We start from the raw sequence: 15,234 nt of genomic DNA, 5'->3' as shown, positions 1-15,234 counted from the left end.
CTAGGGAAGCCGTTTTGCTTTACAATAAATAGCGGAGCGAGTCTCAGATTAAGTCGGTTCAAATCACCCCAACATCCGCGCTTTCTGCCGTGTGTAGGATTGAATGAAGAAGATGATCATTCCCATAATGATCGAAACGTCGGCCATGTTGAAAATGCCGGTTTGAAAAAAGCCTAAATTGATGTGCAGAAAATCTGTTACTGAACCGTGCACGAGACGGTCGTAAATGTTGCCGATTCCGCCGCCGATCGCAAAGCTCAGCGCAAGTGCACTCATGAGCGTCAAATTCTTCTTCATCAATATATAGGCGATGCCAAAAAAGAGCACAATCAGCGGAATGACGGATAATAGCACCACTTTCAATGTGTGCGGCAGCGAGCTTCCAATGCTCAGAAAGGCGCCTGTATTTTCAACATACGTGATGGTGACAATGTCTTCTATCACACTTATGGTCTGATAGAAGCCCACATTTTCGCGTATGACATTTTTAGAGATCTGGTCACAGCCTATGTTGGCAACGAGAATAAAAAATATTGCAACATTTCTGATCAGCCGATCCGATTTAAGTTCGAACATTTATTTTGATAGAGATTTAATAGGCGCCACTTTCACTTCCTTGAATTCCACTTCCGAGCCTTCTGACTGCAATGCGATCTGGCCTTTTTGGGCTGTTGCATTATAACCATAATTCACCATCACTCCGTTCAACCAGACCTTGATTGAATTTTTAACGCATTCGATGGTCATCGAATTCCATTGACCCAGCGGCTTTTCGGTGCCATCCGTCAGGTTTGGAATCCTTCTTAATTTGTCTCCATTGACGCCCCATTTCTCTTTCGGACCGCGCCTTTTTTCCATATCCGGAACGGTGATGTCTTCCTGAATGCACCAAAAATCGCCCGCGTTCTGGTTCATCATTTGCACTTCAATGGACTTTGGAAACATTTCATAAAGTGCACGCGGTGTGGAAACAAAAACCAATGCGCCGCAATTGCCTGGCTTTCCTGCAAACCGATATTGGAAAGTCAAGCGAAAATTTTCGTATTGGTCGTCTGTGATAATGTGCCCGCCGGGTGTTCCCAGGCTCACCAGAAGTCCGTTGCGAATGATGAATGGTGATTTCAAAGCCGGATCTTTGTCCATGTCCGGAACGTCAATGTGCCAGCCTTTCAGGTCTTTTCCATTAAAAAGCGTCTTATTTTGACTCATTGAACGCTGCGACACGAGCAGGAAAATAATGCATAAGGGCAGAAGAATTTGTCTCATCAATAAGGTTATTTCGGGTTGGAATATCATTAAGAACGGAAAAATAAGGCATTTATGCACGCACTCCAATTGATCTGATATTAAATCTAAGAGATATGCATTAAATTGAAGGCAACCATCTGAAATCCTTTCTATCGCAATGAGAAAATTACTTTGCATTTGTTCACTCCAACTTTTGGCTAGTTACGCTTTTGGTCAAAAACTCAATTACGAAGTTTCCTTTCCAAATCTCGTCCATCACGAAGCAAATATCACCGTGTCGGTTAGCGATGCTCCGAAAAAGGATCTGACATTTCGCATGAGCCGCTCATCGCCAGGCCGTTACGCGACACATGAATATGGAAAGAATGTGTATGATGTAAAGGCATTTGACAAAGCAGGCGCGGAAATCAAGGTGCAGCGTGCGAACGGCGACGTTTACAAAGTTTCGGGTTTGAACGGCTTTGTTAAATTGCACTACACGCTTTATGCCAACCACTCCGACGGAACTTATGCGGGACTGGATCAAAATAGCGTGCATTTAAATATGCCGGCAACTTTTATGTGGGTGACAGAATTGCAGAATGCGCCTATTGAAGTGAAATTCAATCTGCCGCAAAGCGCCAAGTGGACCATTGCGACGCAACTGAAACCAGCTCAGCAACCGAACACATTCTCGGCAGCCGGACTGCAATATTTCATGGACTCGCCTGTCAAAATAGGCAAGCTGACAATCAAAGAATGGACATTAAATAATCCGGACAAAAAACCTGCGAAGTTCAGGCTGGCGCTGGAAATCGCTGGAAGTGATTCACTGGCAGACAGTTTTGCGGCGAAGGTGAAACGCGTTACACAAGAATCACAGGCAATTTATGGTGAGTTTCCGGCATTTGATTTTGGTCAATATACATTTTTGGCCAGCATTAATCCTTACGTGCGCGGTGACGGGATGGAGCACCGCAACAGCACAATGATCACCATTCCAACCGCTTTTACGGGAGCGAGTAATCTGCTCGGCGTATTTTCTCATGAGTTTTTTCACGCCTGGAATGTAGAGCGCATTCGTCCGAAAACGCTTGAACCATTCAATTTCGAGAAAAGCAATATGAGCTTTGAGCTTTGGTTTGCCGAAGGTTTTACACAATATTACGGCGATCTGATCCTTGCACGGGCCAGTTTTGATTCGCCGGAAGATTATTGTCAGACATTGAGTTTTTTGGTCAATACAAAAGAAAACACAGCCGGTGCGAAGCGCATTTCTCCCGTGCAGGCCAGCTCACATGCCGTTTTTGTTGACGCCGGCGTGGCCATTGATAAGACCAACTATCCCAACATGTACACATCTTATTATCCATATGGCGCCTCCATTGCGCTTGCACTGGACCTTGAACTTCGCACACGCGGACTGACTTTGGACGGTTTTATGCAGGCAGTGTGGCAAAAACATGGCAAGCCGGAAGTTCCTTATCAGGTCAGCGATTTGCAGCAAGTGCTGGGTGCTTATTGCAAGGATAAAGCTTTTGCTGATGGATTTTTTGATAAATATGTCAATGGGCATGAGTCATTTAATTACGCTCCATTGCTTCAAATGGCAGGTTTGGTTTTGAAGAAACAGTTTCCCGGACAAGCGTGGATTGGCGATATGCGCTATAAGGAAGGATCGGAATTGACGATTCTATCCAATACAATTATCGATTCGCCGCTTTACATTGCTGGGCTTGATATCGACGATCAGATTTTGAAAGTGGATGGAAAGACCGTCGCGACCCAGGCAGAGTTGACAGCAATATTAAAAGCTCACAAACCTGGCGAGCAACTCGATATCGAATATCAGCATCGGGATGATAAAAAGATGGGAATGTTGACGCTTAAAGAAAATCCGAAATGGATCGTCGAACTGAATGAGAAGGCGAACCTGCCTGCGACGGAGGAAATGAAGAAATTCAGGAATGACTGGCTGGGGACGAAGGTGAAATGAGAATGCTTATTCCTGCTTTTCGGATAAATATTTCCAGTAACGTTTCGGCACGTGCCGGATGTGGAGCTTCATGTTTTTTCTTGCCGGAATGTTGACGCTGCGGAAATAGTCTTTCCAAAGCGTTGCATATAATTCCTCGGTAGGGTCTAAAACGGCTTGCGGCAACGCATTGAGGCTCGGAGACATTTCGGTGGTGAAATCAAACGTGATTTCTTCCACTTTATCGAGATCATAAAAAAGGCCGTATTTCCTTCGTAAGTCGTAAATGATCCATTTTTGGTCGGCATATCTATTTTTAAAATGCTTGATGAGCAGCGGCAGAACATTGAAGTCGGGGTCAATGTGGGCGTAAAAAATACCATCACCCGTTTTCTGAAAGCGAATAAATGCTTCCATGCGGTGCTTTTCGCGATGCACTTTCTGACTCATTTGTGAAACTTCCAGCACATATTTATTGCCAAAATTTGCCTCAGCGCCAGCGGGATTGTCGATAATGTAACGGATGAATTCGAAAAGATCCTGGAAAGTGGCTGGCTGCTCGGATAAGAACGATTTGAAAATGGACTGCATCCACACTGCATCCAGCTTCTTTGCCAATCCACCCCAGACACGCTTGGCCTTCAAATCGTCACTCACAACGGTGAATGCTTCCTTGAAAACATCCGGCACATAATGCAGCGTGCTAACAAGTTTTACCGCCTCGGATTTTCGCTTATAACATTCAAAAACGGCCGTAAGCAAACCTTCCAGTGTCCCGTCAAAAACGTAAATGTCCATCAAAAGAGCGATAACTGGTTTTTAGCGGTCTTCAAATATTTACTGCTGCTTTCGGCCAAAATAACGCCCTTAATGTGCCCGGCTTCATAATCGCGCAACTGCAAGGGACTGTCTGCGTAGCGAATGAAATGTTTCGCCTTGTTGAATGAAAGCCCTATTTTTTTCAGCTGATCTTTATATAACCGCCCAAATTTCCTGGCTTGGACAATTTTCAACGCGGAACCAACACCAATGCCAGGCACGCGTAGAATCATGTGGTAATCTGCCGTGTTAACATCCACAGGAAATTGTTCCAGATTCCGCAACGCCCAGCTCAGTTTTGGGTCAATGTCGACATCCAGATTTGGGTGCGCATCATTTAAAATTTCTTTTACATCAAAACCATAAAAGCGCATCAGCCAGTCAGTTTGATACAACCGATTTTCACGAATCAAAGGCGGCTGCGAGCCGATTACGGGCAGGCGGGAGTCATCGCTAATGGGAATGTAACCGGAGTAATAAACCCTTTTCAAGGAGAAATTTTTGTAGAATGCATTCGCCGTATGCATAATTTCCTTATCCGACTCGGGCGTGGCGCCAATCACCATTTGCGTGCTTTGGCCTGCGGGGACAAACTTCGGAACGCTTTTGATCAATGCTTTTTCATTGCTCAGCTGCTCAATATTTTGCCTGATGTATTCCAAAGGCTTTTTCACATCCTCATGCGATTTATCAGGCGCAAGCAATTTTAAACCCGATTCAGTGGGCATTTCCAGATTAATGCTCATCCGGTCTGCATATAGGCCCGCCTCTTTTAAAAGCTCTTCACTGGCACCAGGAATGGTTTTCAAATGAATATAACCATTGAAACGCTCCTCATTCCGCAGCTTTTTCACAATTCGAACCAGACGTTCCATCGTATAATCCGCATTCTTGAAAATGCCGGAACTTAGAAAAAGACCTTCAATGTAATTACGGCGATAGAAATTCATGGTCAGTTCAACGACTTCGTCGACGGTAAATGCCGCACGCTTAATGTCATTGCTGCGTCGAGATACGCAAAATGCGCAATCAAATATACAGTGATTAGTTAGCAAGATTTTCAGTAACGAGACGCAACGGCCATCCTCTGTATATGTGTGACAAATGCCGGTTCCTTCGGCATCGCCCAAACCTTTGTTTTCATTTTTTCTGTTACTGCCACTGGATGAACAAGATACGTCATACTTTGCCGCATCCGCCAGAATTCCCAACTTCTCCCGTATCCGCTCGAACATAGAATAATTTTCAGTTTGTTGACCTGATCTAAAATATTATTAAGGCCTGCACAGTTATATCAACGTTGTTTGCGCTAATTTAGTGCCGCCGAGTATCAATTCATTGATACTATTAAGATCCCAAATTAATAAAAACGTTCCAGATGAATTTCGGTCGCACTGAGATTTTTTTAATCACACTTTTAGTAACCGTTTTTGGTGCCGCACAAGCCCAGCCTCAGGAACCCAAGATAACCCGCTATGACGGCAAGATCAGCCAGCAGATTGTGATGAAGAAAGACTCTCCGATTTACGATCATGCATCGGGGAAAAGAATCACTTATACGGCTTACGATGAGATGCTTAGGAAAAATCCCGGCGTTTACAGGACCCAGCCGATCTTTGACAAATATGGCAAAGCGTCATCATTTGAAATTGTAAAAAAAAGTCAGTTGCTGATCCAAAGTAACGGTGGCGTGATGCAAAATTCGGATCTCATGCCAGAAGTAGGGGAGCCCCTGCCGCCGTTTGTGATGACAGGTTTGGATGGCAAAGAATACAGTTCTGAAAATTTGAAGGGAAAATATGTGCTGCTGGGTTTTTGGGTGAAGTTTGAAAAACCGCTTTATACATTCGCCAGCACCAAAGTGATCTCGGATTTCATTAACGAAAACAAGAAAAAAGGCATTGATATCGTCTCACTAGGAACGACGCTCAACACCGAAGATGAATGTCTTGAAGCGATTCCGAAACGAAATTGTGGCTTCATTCCCGTTCCGGAATCTTATGGTTTCAACCAGCGCTATAAAATCAGTGAAACGCCTTTTTTTATTTTATTAGACAAAAAAGGCAACATCCGAGCGATGGCTCCGCACACCGAATTTTCAACGATCAGCGATCAGGTGCTGCGGTAATCAGTAACCTTTCGTTTTCAGTTTTTCCTGAAATTCCTGCGCGATCTTCATTCCCCATTGCTGGCCCACCTGCATTGATTCTTGCATAAGAATCGGTGTTTTTTGTGCGTATTTTTTGCCGACAGGCGTGTTGTAGAATGCAATAAGTTGCTGCAAATCGTCCTGCGTTAAATTTTTGACATACACAGGTTCCAGCATATTGACCAGGTCGTCGATCGACGTTTTCATAAATTCACCTTCAAATTGCTGCCATATACTGTCCGGAACAGTCGTTTTCTGTTGTTTAAACATCTTAAACATTTGCCCGATAGCCGCTTCGTAGCTTTCTTCTGAGCCGGAAACAACGAACATCTCCTTCATCTTGGCTTTATAAGCCGTGTTGCTCTGCGCATTGCAGACAAACATTGCGCCGAAAGTTATTAATGTTGTGAAAACGAATTTTTTCATGATTTTGAGTCTGAATTTTTTGTGATAATATGTTATGTGTCAGCCTAATTGTCCGCTAATCCGATTGTAAATTCCCGTCCGGCTCCATTCACGTTTTTCGCCCAGATACATGCGGCGCGAAGTTCTGTAATCAAAGAAATTTAGCTCATTAAGCACTGCAATGGCAAAAAGATTATCGGACGGAAGCACCGCAGTCTTTTCATCATGTGCACGACGCCTGATCAGCGCGGCGCCTGCCTGTTCCGAGATCGCAATAATGGGCGCGTCGCCCCAGCCAGGAATGTAAAAACCCTCAACCTTGAAATCAACAACGTAAAGCTTTGCGGACCGGATGAAATCAGAAAGGACGCCGCTGCGGTCTTCACCAGAAACCTGCCGGTCCACGTCAAATATTTGCTGCAAATACTTTGGATCAAAATCAGTAATGTGTTCTGAATCAGCATGAATCACAACATTCCCATTGTTGTGCATATGCGAATAGACCGCTTCCAGCTCGAATCCAAGCTTTTTATAAACAGGAAAACCAAATTCGGTTGCGTCCAGATAGATGGTCTTGAATTTGGTCCGATCAATGTTAGCGATCAAATCGACTGTGATCTCATTTCCAAGCCCTTTTTTACGGTGATTTGGATGCACGACAATGCACGCAAGCCAGACCGTGTCCGCATGCATGATCGACGTCCCAATAGCCACAAGATCAGCTCCTTCCATAATTTTAATGGGATGGCAGAGGGGCGATTTAATAAAATATTCAAATCTTGGAATCAGGTTGCCCCAATCGGGCGGCTGGACGGCAGGTAACTGGTCCAGGTCAGTGTAGAGGAATTCAGAACTTCTCATTTTTCAGGCTAATTTGGCATTAAAAGTTGCTTTCCGAGAATGCTAATGTCTAAAATTTCTCTTGCTAACCATTTAAAATGCATAATTTTCTTTTTCAGGCAGGAAGTGCGAAATATCTTTATTTTTAGCCATCCATTCCAAATTCTAAGCTTATGCAAATCATCAGGGCCGAAGAAATCAGGCACATTCTTGAAAGCGAAAAAACGGTCATTATCGACGCACGGGGAGGCCCGGACGCACTCGAACGCTTTCGCTCCGCACATTTAGAAAACGCGTTATTTGCCGATCTTGAAACAGATCTGTCTGAAAAGACGCCCAACGCAGCGCACGGGGGAAGGCATCCGTTGCCAGCGCCTGCCACATTTGCGAAGCTGCTCGGCAAGTTGGGAATCACGCCAGAAACGACGGTTTTGGTTTATGATGATAAAAAAGGAGCGAATGCAGCCGCGCGTTTTTGGTGGATGTTGAAGGCAGCGGGTCATGCAAAAGTGTATGTCGTGAGCGGAGGCCTGGATTCAATTATAAAGGCCAATTTGCCCATTTCCAAAGGCATTTCCACTCCAACTTCGGCAGCCGATTATCCATTTACAAATTGGACTTTGCCCATTGCCGATGCTGATCAGGTTGCGGAATCCGCGGAGAATCCGGAATTTCTTGTAATCGATGTGCGCGAAAATTATCGCTTCATTGGCGAAAGTGAGCCGATTGATTTGGTAGCGGGACACATTCCCGGTGCGGAGAACATACCTTTTGCAGGAAACTTGGATAAAGATGGAAACTTTCTTTCCTCGGAAGAATTGGCAGAAAAATACAAAAGTGCATTGGGCGGCAGGGACTTAACGAAAGTAATCGTTCATTGCGGTTCCGGTGTTACAGCCTGTCACACATTGCTTGCTCTGTCGGAAGCAGGACTCGACGGCGCATCGCTTTATGTCGGTTCTTGGAGTGAATGGTCGAGAAACGACCGGCCCGTTGCAACAGGAAATTGACGGTTATCGGGATTAAAATCTATGCGAGACGGATTTTCAATCTGACATCTATTTTGTGCCGTTCACGAACTCAAATCGGGCTTGATAAGCAAACCAGTCTATTTTTGTCGGCAACAATATGTGAATAAAAAGCATAGCGATTTAAAAATGGCGGCTTACGTTTTAAAGTTAACCAAGATCCTCGAATTCAATAACTATCCCAATCCGCAAGATGTGGGGCAGGATCATTATGCTTCGGGGGACAACGATTTTGTGTGTGACGCCCACAATGAGATTGCTGATTGATAGCATTAAAAATTGTACTGCAAAAGGTCCTTTATCTGAGTCTTGCACAACTGGGTCGCGTTTGCCTGCTGAATGAATTTAAGCTGAAATAAGGATTCAAGTTCCTGTTTGGCGTAACGATATTTAATTATTTGAGAAAAAGCGAATGGAGCACGCTGAGCGATAGCTGCTAGACTGTGCGATGCCTGTGGAAGAAGTGGCCCACATTCTCGGTTTATGAGCACGCGCATCATTTCTCAGTGGCCTTTAAAAAATATTACAGCGAGTCGCCATCAAAATATAAAAACAGTAAAATAGCAACATTACAATGAGCCGCAGCTTTTACAATTCCAACAAATACAGCATCGCAGGTCTTGCTTTTCTGCTAACATTGAGCTCCTTCACTTATCTTATTCTCAAAAATTGGCAGATTGCAGACGGCTACAAAATCAAATTTGACGGCAAATATGCCCACGGCTCATTCTCCGATCTAACAGGTCTGATCAGCTTCAATCCAGACAGTTTAGGCGCAGCAAAGTTCAATGTAAGCGTCGATGTCGCCTCCATTGAAACAGGCAACGACCTTAAAAATAAACATGCGAAAAGCGAGAAATGGTTTGATGCTGAGCAGTTTCCGAAAATCAAATTCACTTCCTCCGAAGTTTCAAAACAAGACACAGGTTACGTCGTACGCGGAACATTGGAATTGCATGGAATCAAGAAGGACATTGCCATTCCATTCTCATTTCAGCAAGAATCGGGCGCTGCCAAATTTTACGGGAAATTCAAAGTCAACCGGGGCGACTTTGGCATTGGAAAGTCGACTGGAAAAGAATCGGATTCCACGACCGTAGAAGTTTTCGTTCCGGTGGTGTCTCAATAGTTGCCGCTGAATAAATGCCGAATGCCTTTCACTCATTGACTCTGTAACTGGTACGATATTTTGTAAGTCGCCCACTAAATTAATAATTTCTTAATAACCATGAAGAACAACATTGCGTGCCATTACCAAGACGGGGCACTGGTTTTTTGCACTACACACAGCTACACTTACAACGACGCAAATGAGATCCTTAATTTGTTCAACGTGTTGGGCTTATCCTCAACATTGCAAGTCAAATCAACGGAACATTTTAATGTGATCGGACATTTGAATGTTGATTACGATCCATTTCATAAAGAGTCGGGCAAATGGAGCGAGGTGATGACCCAACTCATTGCCAACAAATCGTATCTAGAAAAGCACCTCGAAAAGATCAATTTTTGTTAGCACTTCCCATCGCCACTTATTTTACCTTCTGCTCATTATCCTGACCGTTAATTCATCGGTTTCGTAAAAAGTTTTTTGATTTCGTAAGATTTGCCGCAAGTGTCAGCGCCGAGTGCCTGACATTTTTCTTACCCTAAAATCAGGAAATATGAAACCACTTTACGCAAAGCTAACTTTCACCATTTTAATAATTTCGCTGATTGCCTTCCTTGTGCAATCGCGCTTCCAAGAGCTTCCTCAAAAAGCTTCCAACCTCCCAGCACTCCCGCTTAAAACAACTGGAACACCCGCTGCAACAGACGAAAAAACCATCACCAGCATTCAACAAAGCCTTGCTAAGCGCGAATACAACATTTCGCTGGACACAGAAAAGAACTTGCTCCAAAGCCCCAACCGCAATCAAGGCCTGCGTGCTTACTACAAGCCAGGCGAGCTGACAGTTAACAACCGGGTGGATTCGGCAGGTCACAACTTTTCTTTGAAACTGATCAATGAAGGTATCTTCGCCGATGGCAAGAAGATCTTCTCTCCCCAAGCCAATGCAGTTTCAGATCACACGGAGAACAAGCTTATCATTAAACACAAAGGTTTTAGCGAAGAATTCATCAACAATCAGGAAGGCGTCCGCCAAAATTTCATCATCGATTCCGCGCCCGAAGACACAAAAGAGCTGCAAGTAAAATTGTCAGCCGCTGGCTTAAAAGTGGATGACCTGCAAAACAACGAACTGCACTTCTTTACTGAAAATAAAAACGGCGAGCAAATTGCAAGTCTGATCTACAGAGACATTAACTGCTGGGACGCAGACGGAAAGGCTTTGCTAGCAACACTGCGCTATGAAGATGGCCTCGTCAAGCTAAGCGTCAATGTGCAGGACGCCGCCTACCTAGTCACCATCGACCCGATTGTTGTCAATGGCAATCCCGGCAATGCGAATGCGACGGTTGAGGGTAATCAGGCTGGGGCCTGGATGGGTGGCGCAGTGTCCAGTGCGGGCGATGTCAATGGCGATGGTTACAGCGATATCCTGGTCAGCGCTTCAAAATATGATAATGGTCAAATCGATGAAGGTGCTGTCTTTGTTTACCATGGAACAGCGTCGGGCATTAATCCAGTAACCGCCGTTATGCTGGAAGGCGATCAGACGGAAGCCCGGTTTGGGTCTTTTGTTTCTTCTGCGGGGGATATTAATAAGGACGGTTTCAGTGATATCGTCGTTGGGGCGCTCTTTTATGACAAAGGGCAAACCAATGAAGGAGCTGCATTCATTTACTACGGTTCGGCACAAGGAATCAACAAAGCTGCATCACTTGTTCTGGAAAGCAACCAGCCGGAAGCTAACATGGGTAATGTGGTTGGCATGGCTGGCGATGTCAATGGCGATGGTTACAGCGATGTGGCAGTTTGCGCAAGGGCCTATGACAATGGGCAGGCTAATGAAGGGGTTGTTTTTATTTATAATGGATCAGCAGCAGGGCTCAACGTCAATCCGGTGCTCATTGAACAGAACCAGCCCGAATCCATGTTTGGCTTTTGTGCCACTGGTGCTGGGGATGTGAACGGCGATGGTTACAGCGATCTGGTTGTTGGCGCCCGCACATATGATAAAGGTCAAACCGACGAAGGAGCGGTTTTCGTGTATCACGGATCAGCGCTTGGCCTAAACACGGCAGCAGCAACAATATTGGAAAGTAACCAGGCCAATGCTTATCTGGGGCATACCGTGGCTTCTGCAGGTGATGTCAATGGCGATGGTTACAGCGACATCATTCTCGGAGCCAACATGTATGATAAAGGCCAAACAAATGAAGGTGCGGCATTCGTACATTATGGTTCTGGGCAGGGTGTAAGTGCTGCACCAGCGATTGTGCTGGAAAAGAACCAAGTAGAAGCCCAGTTAGGCTACTCAGTTGCCAGCGCGGGCGATGTGAATGGCGACGGTTATGCTGACGTGATAGTAGGTGCCATGTATTATGACAACGGGCAGAGCAATGAGGGCGGCGCATTTGTTTATCAAGGATCGTCAACGGGCCTTTCCGCAACGCCCGTCTCGACATTGGAAAGCAACCAAGCGGGAGCCCAGTTCGGCAACAATGTCAGCAGCGCAGGCGATGTCAATGGCGATGGTTACAGCGATGTGCTGGTGGGAGCTGTCGTTTATAGTAATGGGCAAGTTGGTGAAGGCGCGGCGTTTGTTTGGTTGGGGAGGGCTGAGGGGGCAAACAGTTATTCCCTGAAACTAGATGGATATCAAGACGATTGTTTGTTCGGGATCTCTGTTGCCACTGCGGGAGACGTAAATGGAGACGGTTTTAGTGATGTCATAATAGGTGCACCAGCATACGACGGTGGTCAAGCGAATCTGCTAGGAGCCGCTTTTTTATATTACGGATCATTACAAGGAATAAATCTTAATACCGTCACTAAAATCGAAAATGTTCCAGGAAGTCATATGTTGGGTTATTCGGTCGCTGGCGCTGGAGATGTGAATGGCGACGGTTATGACGATGTTATCATTGGGGATATAAACTATTTTATTAGCTGGGATCCGAATAAAGCTATTCTAATCAAGGGAGCAGCTTTAACTTACTATGGGTCAAGCCAGGGACTGAACAAGAACACCTTCTCAATCTTAAAAAATAGTGGCAATCAAAAAGATTGCTCCTTTGGTTGGAGCGTTGCTAGTGCTGGGGATGTAAATGGAGATGGTTATGACGACGTTTTAGTTGGTGATCCTAATTATGACAAACAATTTGACGAGGGTGCCGTATTTGTATACTATGGTTCCGCGCAAGGAGTTAACACCAATGCCTCAATGGTTTTTGAAGGGAACCAAACAGCGGCGTTATTGGGACATTCAGTTGCAAGTGCCGGAGACGTTAATGGTGACGGATTTGATGAGATCATTGTAGGATCGCCTAATTATAGCAATGGTCAAAATACGGAAGGAGCTGCATTTTTATTTAATGGTTCGGCCTTGGGGCTAAACAAGGTTCCCACCATCCTAGAAAGCAATTCTGCTGGAGCATTTTTTGGCCAAGGGGTCGCCGGTGCAGGTGACTTAAATGGTGATGGATTTGCCGACATTGCTGTGGGCAGCCCTTTATTTATGATAAATGCACTAAATCAAGGAGCTGCGTTTGTTTATTACGGTTCATTGAATGGTGTAAATAATAATTCACCAAAAACTATGCTAGAGATTGGTCAAATAGCCCATTTCGGCAGTTCGATATCAAAGGCTGGTGATTTTAATGGAGATGGCTATGGTGACTTGATTGTTGGAGCAATTTACTATCCGCCATCGGAAAGAGGAGCAGCTTTTATGTTTTTTGGTTCCTCTAACGGGGTGTCCCCACTTAATCCGATAAAATTTGATAGTAATTCGGACTACTCAGAAACTGGAGCATCCGTTGCTTGTGCAGGAGATGTGAACGGGGACGGATATTCCGACATTTTGATTGGCTCTCCATACAATAAAAATTCAGCATTTTTATACCATGGGAATAACGGCAAAGGCCTCCAAAACAACCTCCGCCTCTACAACTCCAACCTCACAACCCCAATCAACCAATCCCAAAAAGTGAAAAACGACTTTGGGGCGGGGCTTTATGCTAAGTCGTTTTTGGGGAAGAATAAAGGGAAGCTGATTTGGGAGACGAAGGCTAAGGGGCAGGGTTTTTCGCAGGGGGCGAACAATTTGATTACAAATAGCACGATGTCTTCTGGTTCGCAGAGTGCTTATGCTAGCCTGGGGTTGACCGGGACGGAATTGAAGAGCGTTATTGTCAAGCAAGGGCCTTCAACCAAGGTTCGCGTTCGGGTGAAGTATGATCCGACGTTGGCATTGACCGGCCAGCTTTACGGTCCGTGGCGTTATTTGCCTGCTTACCTTTTGGGCAATAGCATTGCGCCGGCGCCGGAGGATGTTGTGGATGATATGTCGGAAACGGTGAGACGAAAAGTTGGGGAGGCAGTGGCTGGAAAAGGTGGCGAAGATATTTACGTATATCCCAATCCGGCATCCGATAAAATTGTGGTGAAAACTGGGGACGCAAACAGCATCAGGAGCATTCAAATGTTGACGCTTGAAGGTCGTTCTGTTTATGGTTCTTCAAGCGCGGTTTCAGAAATAGATATTCGGAATGTGGCTGCTGGGAATTATATATTGTTGCTCACGCATGAGGATGGATCAATCAGCACCAGGAAGGTGATGATTCAAAAATAATTATTTGGTAAATCTTTGGTAGTGAATAGAACGCCTCCCGACTCGGGAGGTTTTCTATTTGGGTTCGTGAAAGTGCGGCTTTCACTTAGACCAAAATCGCGATGTCAGGTTCGCTGGTGGCATGAATGCTGTTGATCGAATAGCCAAGTCCGACGCGCTTTCCGGTGTTTTCTGCTTGTTCTAAAAGCCAGAACACTTTTTCCTCTCCTTCGAGTTGCAGCGCCCGATACAATATGTTCCCATAATGAAACTCCTGTGAACCAAGTCCGTGCTTCAAAGCAGCTAGTTGGCAACGATCAAAAATATCTTTTCCGGTCATGGGCGAGCAATGTTTGGATTCATCTGGCATCATTCTGCTCCAAAGATGCACAAACGCTCGCCCAAGTTGCATGCCTAAGCCAAATGTTTCGGAAGCGGAATGTTCTGGCTCGTCTCATCGGCAACGGGAGCAAGATATTTTGTCTGAATAGGGATCAGTCCCGACCAAATCGGCAATGCCAGATCTTCTTCCTCGTCATTCGGCATTCCCGAACGCGTTTTCGCACATGCTTCGTCGAATGAAAAGGCCAATGCAGTTGTCTTTCTAACTTCACTATCCTTCATCGGTCGCAAGTATTCCCAGCTTCCCGGTACAATCTTGTTCGTAAGCCATTCAAATGCAGCACTTTTGGTCTCAAAATCTTCGATCTTTTCTGCTTTTGAGAAAATAATAACCGAGCGATAGTTAACCGTATGACTGAATGCCGACTTCGCGACAACCAAGGCATCGGTCAACATAACCGTGATACAAACCGGAATCCCTTTTTCAATTTCCCGAATAAAATGACTTCCCACAGAACCGTGAATGTATATTTTGTCCTCATATCGCACAAACGAGGTCGGGATAGAAAATGGGCGGTTATCGACGGAATAGCTGATCGTGCAGAACAATGCTTCGTCCAAGATGGAGCATATCACTTCATGATCAGAAGTGGAACGTTTGGCTAGCCGACTGGGCTGAAGATGGGATGGAGGTGTGCTCATGTCTTTTGTTTTTTGACAAAAATATTT

General features: G+C 45.1%; 15 protein-coding genes. 7 read left to right on the top strand and 8 right to left on the bottom strand.

Annotated elements, in window-relative coordinates; genetic code table 11:
- Nucleotides 1–63 precede the first annotated feature (63 nt).
- A complete protein-coding gene (gene lspA / locus LZG73_RS24795; RefSeq protein WP_233855438.1) occupies nt 64–576 on the bottom strand; it encodes a signal peptidase II in 513 nt (170 codons plus the stop codon).
- Nucleotides 577–1,266, bottom strand: a complete 690-nt coding sequence (locus tag LZG73_RS24790) for a DUF1080 domain-containing protein (RefSeq protein WP_233855436.1) — start codon at nt 1,264–1,266, stop codon at nt 577–579. It lies immediately after the preceding gene.
- 139 nt (nt 1,267–1,405) lie between these two features.
- Between LZG73_RS24790 and LZG73_RS24785 the strand changes: the two genes are divergently transcribed.
- Nucleotides 1,406–3,223, top strand: a complete 1,818-nt coding sequence (locus tag LZG73_RS24785; RefSeq protein ID WP_233855434.1) for a M61 family metallopeptidase — start codon at nt 1,406–1,408, stop codon at nt 3,221–3,223.
- Nucleotides 3,224–3,229: 6 nt separating this feature from the next.
- Here the strand turns inward: LZG73_RS24785 and LZG73_RS24780 are convergent, their stop codons facing one another.
- Nucleotides 3,230–4,000 carry a TIGR03915 family putative DNA repair protein gene (locus LZG73_RS24780; RefSeq protein ID WP_233855432.1) on the bottom strand — a complete coding sequence of 257 codons (771 nt, stop codon included), beginning with the start codon at nt 3,998–4,000 and terminating at the stop codon, nt 3,230–3,232.
- Nucleotides 4,000–5,256: a putative DNA modification/repair radical SAM protein gene (locus LZG73_RS24775; protein ID WP_233855430.1), complete on the bottom strand. Its 1,257-nt coding sequence runs from the start codon at nt 5,254–5,256 to the stop codon at nt 4,000–4,002. The genes LZG73_RS24780 and LZG73_RS24775 overlap by 1 nt, the downstream gene beginning before the upstream one ends.
- Before the next feature lie 143 nt (nt 5,257–5,399).
- On the opposite strand from LZG73_RS24775, the gene LZG73_RS24770 reads away from it, so the two are divergent.
- On the top strand, nt 5,400–6,149 hold the full coding sequence (locus LZG73_RS24770; protein ID WP_233855428.1) for a TlpA disulfide reductase family protein: 750 nt from the start codon (nt 5,400–5,402) through the stop codon (nt 6,147–6,149).
- Here LZG73_RS24770 and LZG73_RS24765 read toward each other — a convergent pair whose 3' ends face one another.
- A complete protein-coding gene (locus LZG73_RS24765; RefSeq protein ID WP_233855427.1) occupies nt 6,150–6,596 on the bottom strand; it encodes a DUF2059 domain-containing protein in 447 nt (148 codons plus the stop codon).
- Between the two features lie 39 nt (nt 6,597–6,635).
- Complete coding sequence (locus tag LZG73_RS24760; RefSeq protein WP_233855426.1) at nt 6,636–7,436, bottom strand: GNAT family N-acetyltransferase; 801 nt, start codon at nt 7,434–7,436, stop codon at nt 6,636–6,638.
- Between the two features lie 152 nt (nt 7,437–7,588).
- Here LZG73_RS24760 and LZG73_RS24755 point away from each other — a divergent pair, with 152 nt between their 5' ends.
- The 5 genes from LZG73_RS24755 to LZG73_RS24735 all read left to right on the top strand — a co-directional run bounded on the left by LZG73_RS24755 (nt 7,589) and on the right by LZG73_RS24735 (nt 14,184).
- Entirely contained in the window at nt 7,589–8,425 is an 837-nt protein-coding gene (locus tag LZG73_RS24755; RefSeq protein WP_233855425.1) for a sulfurtransferase, read from the top strand.
- Nucleotides 8,426–8,572: 147 nt separating this feature from the next.
- Nucleotides 8,573–8,710, top strand: a complete 138-nt coding sequence (locus LZG73_RS24750) for a hypothetical protein (RefSeq protein WP_233855424.1) — start codon at nt 8,573–8,575, stop codon at nt 8,708–8,710.
- 307 nt (nt 8,711–9,017) lie between these two features.
- A complete protein-coding gene (locus LZG73_RS24745) occupies nt 9,018–9,572 on the top strand; it encodes a YceI family protein (protein WP_233855423.1) in 555 nt (184 codons plus the stop codon).
- A gap of 99 nt (nt 9,573–9,671) precedes the next feature.
- A complete protein-coding gene (locus LZG73_RS24740; protein WP_233855422.1) occupies nt 9,672–9,959 on the top strand; it encodes a hypothetical protein in 288 nt (95 codons plus the stop codon).
- Between the two features lie 148 nt (nt 9,960–10,107).
- Nucleotides 10,108–14,184, top strand: a complete 4,077-nt coding sequence (locus LZG73_RS24735; protein WP_233855421.1) for an FG-GAP-like repeat-containing protein — start codon at nt 10,108–10,110, stop codon at nt 14,182–14,184.
- 85 nt (nt 14,185–14,269) lie between these two features.
- Here LZG73_RS24735 and LZG73_RS24730 read toward each other — a convergent pair whose 3' ends face one another.
- Nucleotides 14,270–14,503 (bottom strand): hypothetical protein, encoded by a 234-nt coding sequence (locus tag LZG73_RS24730; protein ID WP_233855419.1) that lies wholly within the window; start codon nt 14,501–14,503, stop codon nt 14,270–14,272.
- Nucleotides 14,504–14,577: 74 nt separating this feature from the next.
- A complete protein-coding gene (locus tag LZG73_RS24725; protein ID WP_233855418.1) occupies nt 14,578–15,207 on the bottom strand; it encodes a pyridoxamine 5'-phosphate oxidase family protein in 630 nt (209 codons plus the stop codon).
- Nucleotides 15,208–15,234: the final 27 nt, after the last annotated feature.

This window comes from Dyadobacter sp. CY326 (genome assembly GCF_021390515.1).
Taxonomy (GTDB): Bacteria; Bacteroidota; Bacteroidia; order Cytophagales; family Spirosomataceae; genus Dyadobacter.
The sequence above is the reverse complement of the archived record's forward strand: the minus strand, read 5'-3'. Positions and strand labels throughout refer to the sequence as shown.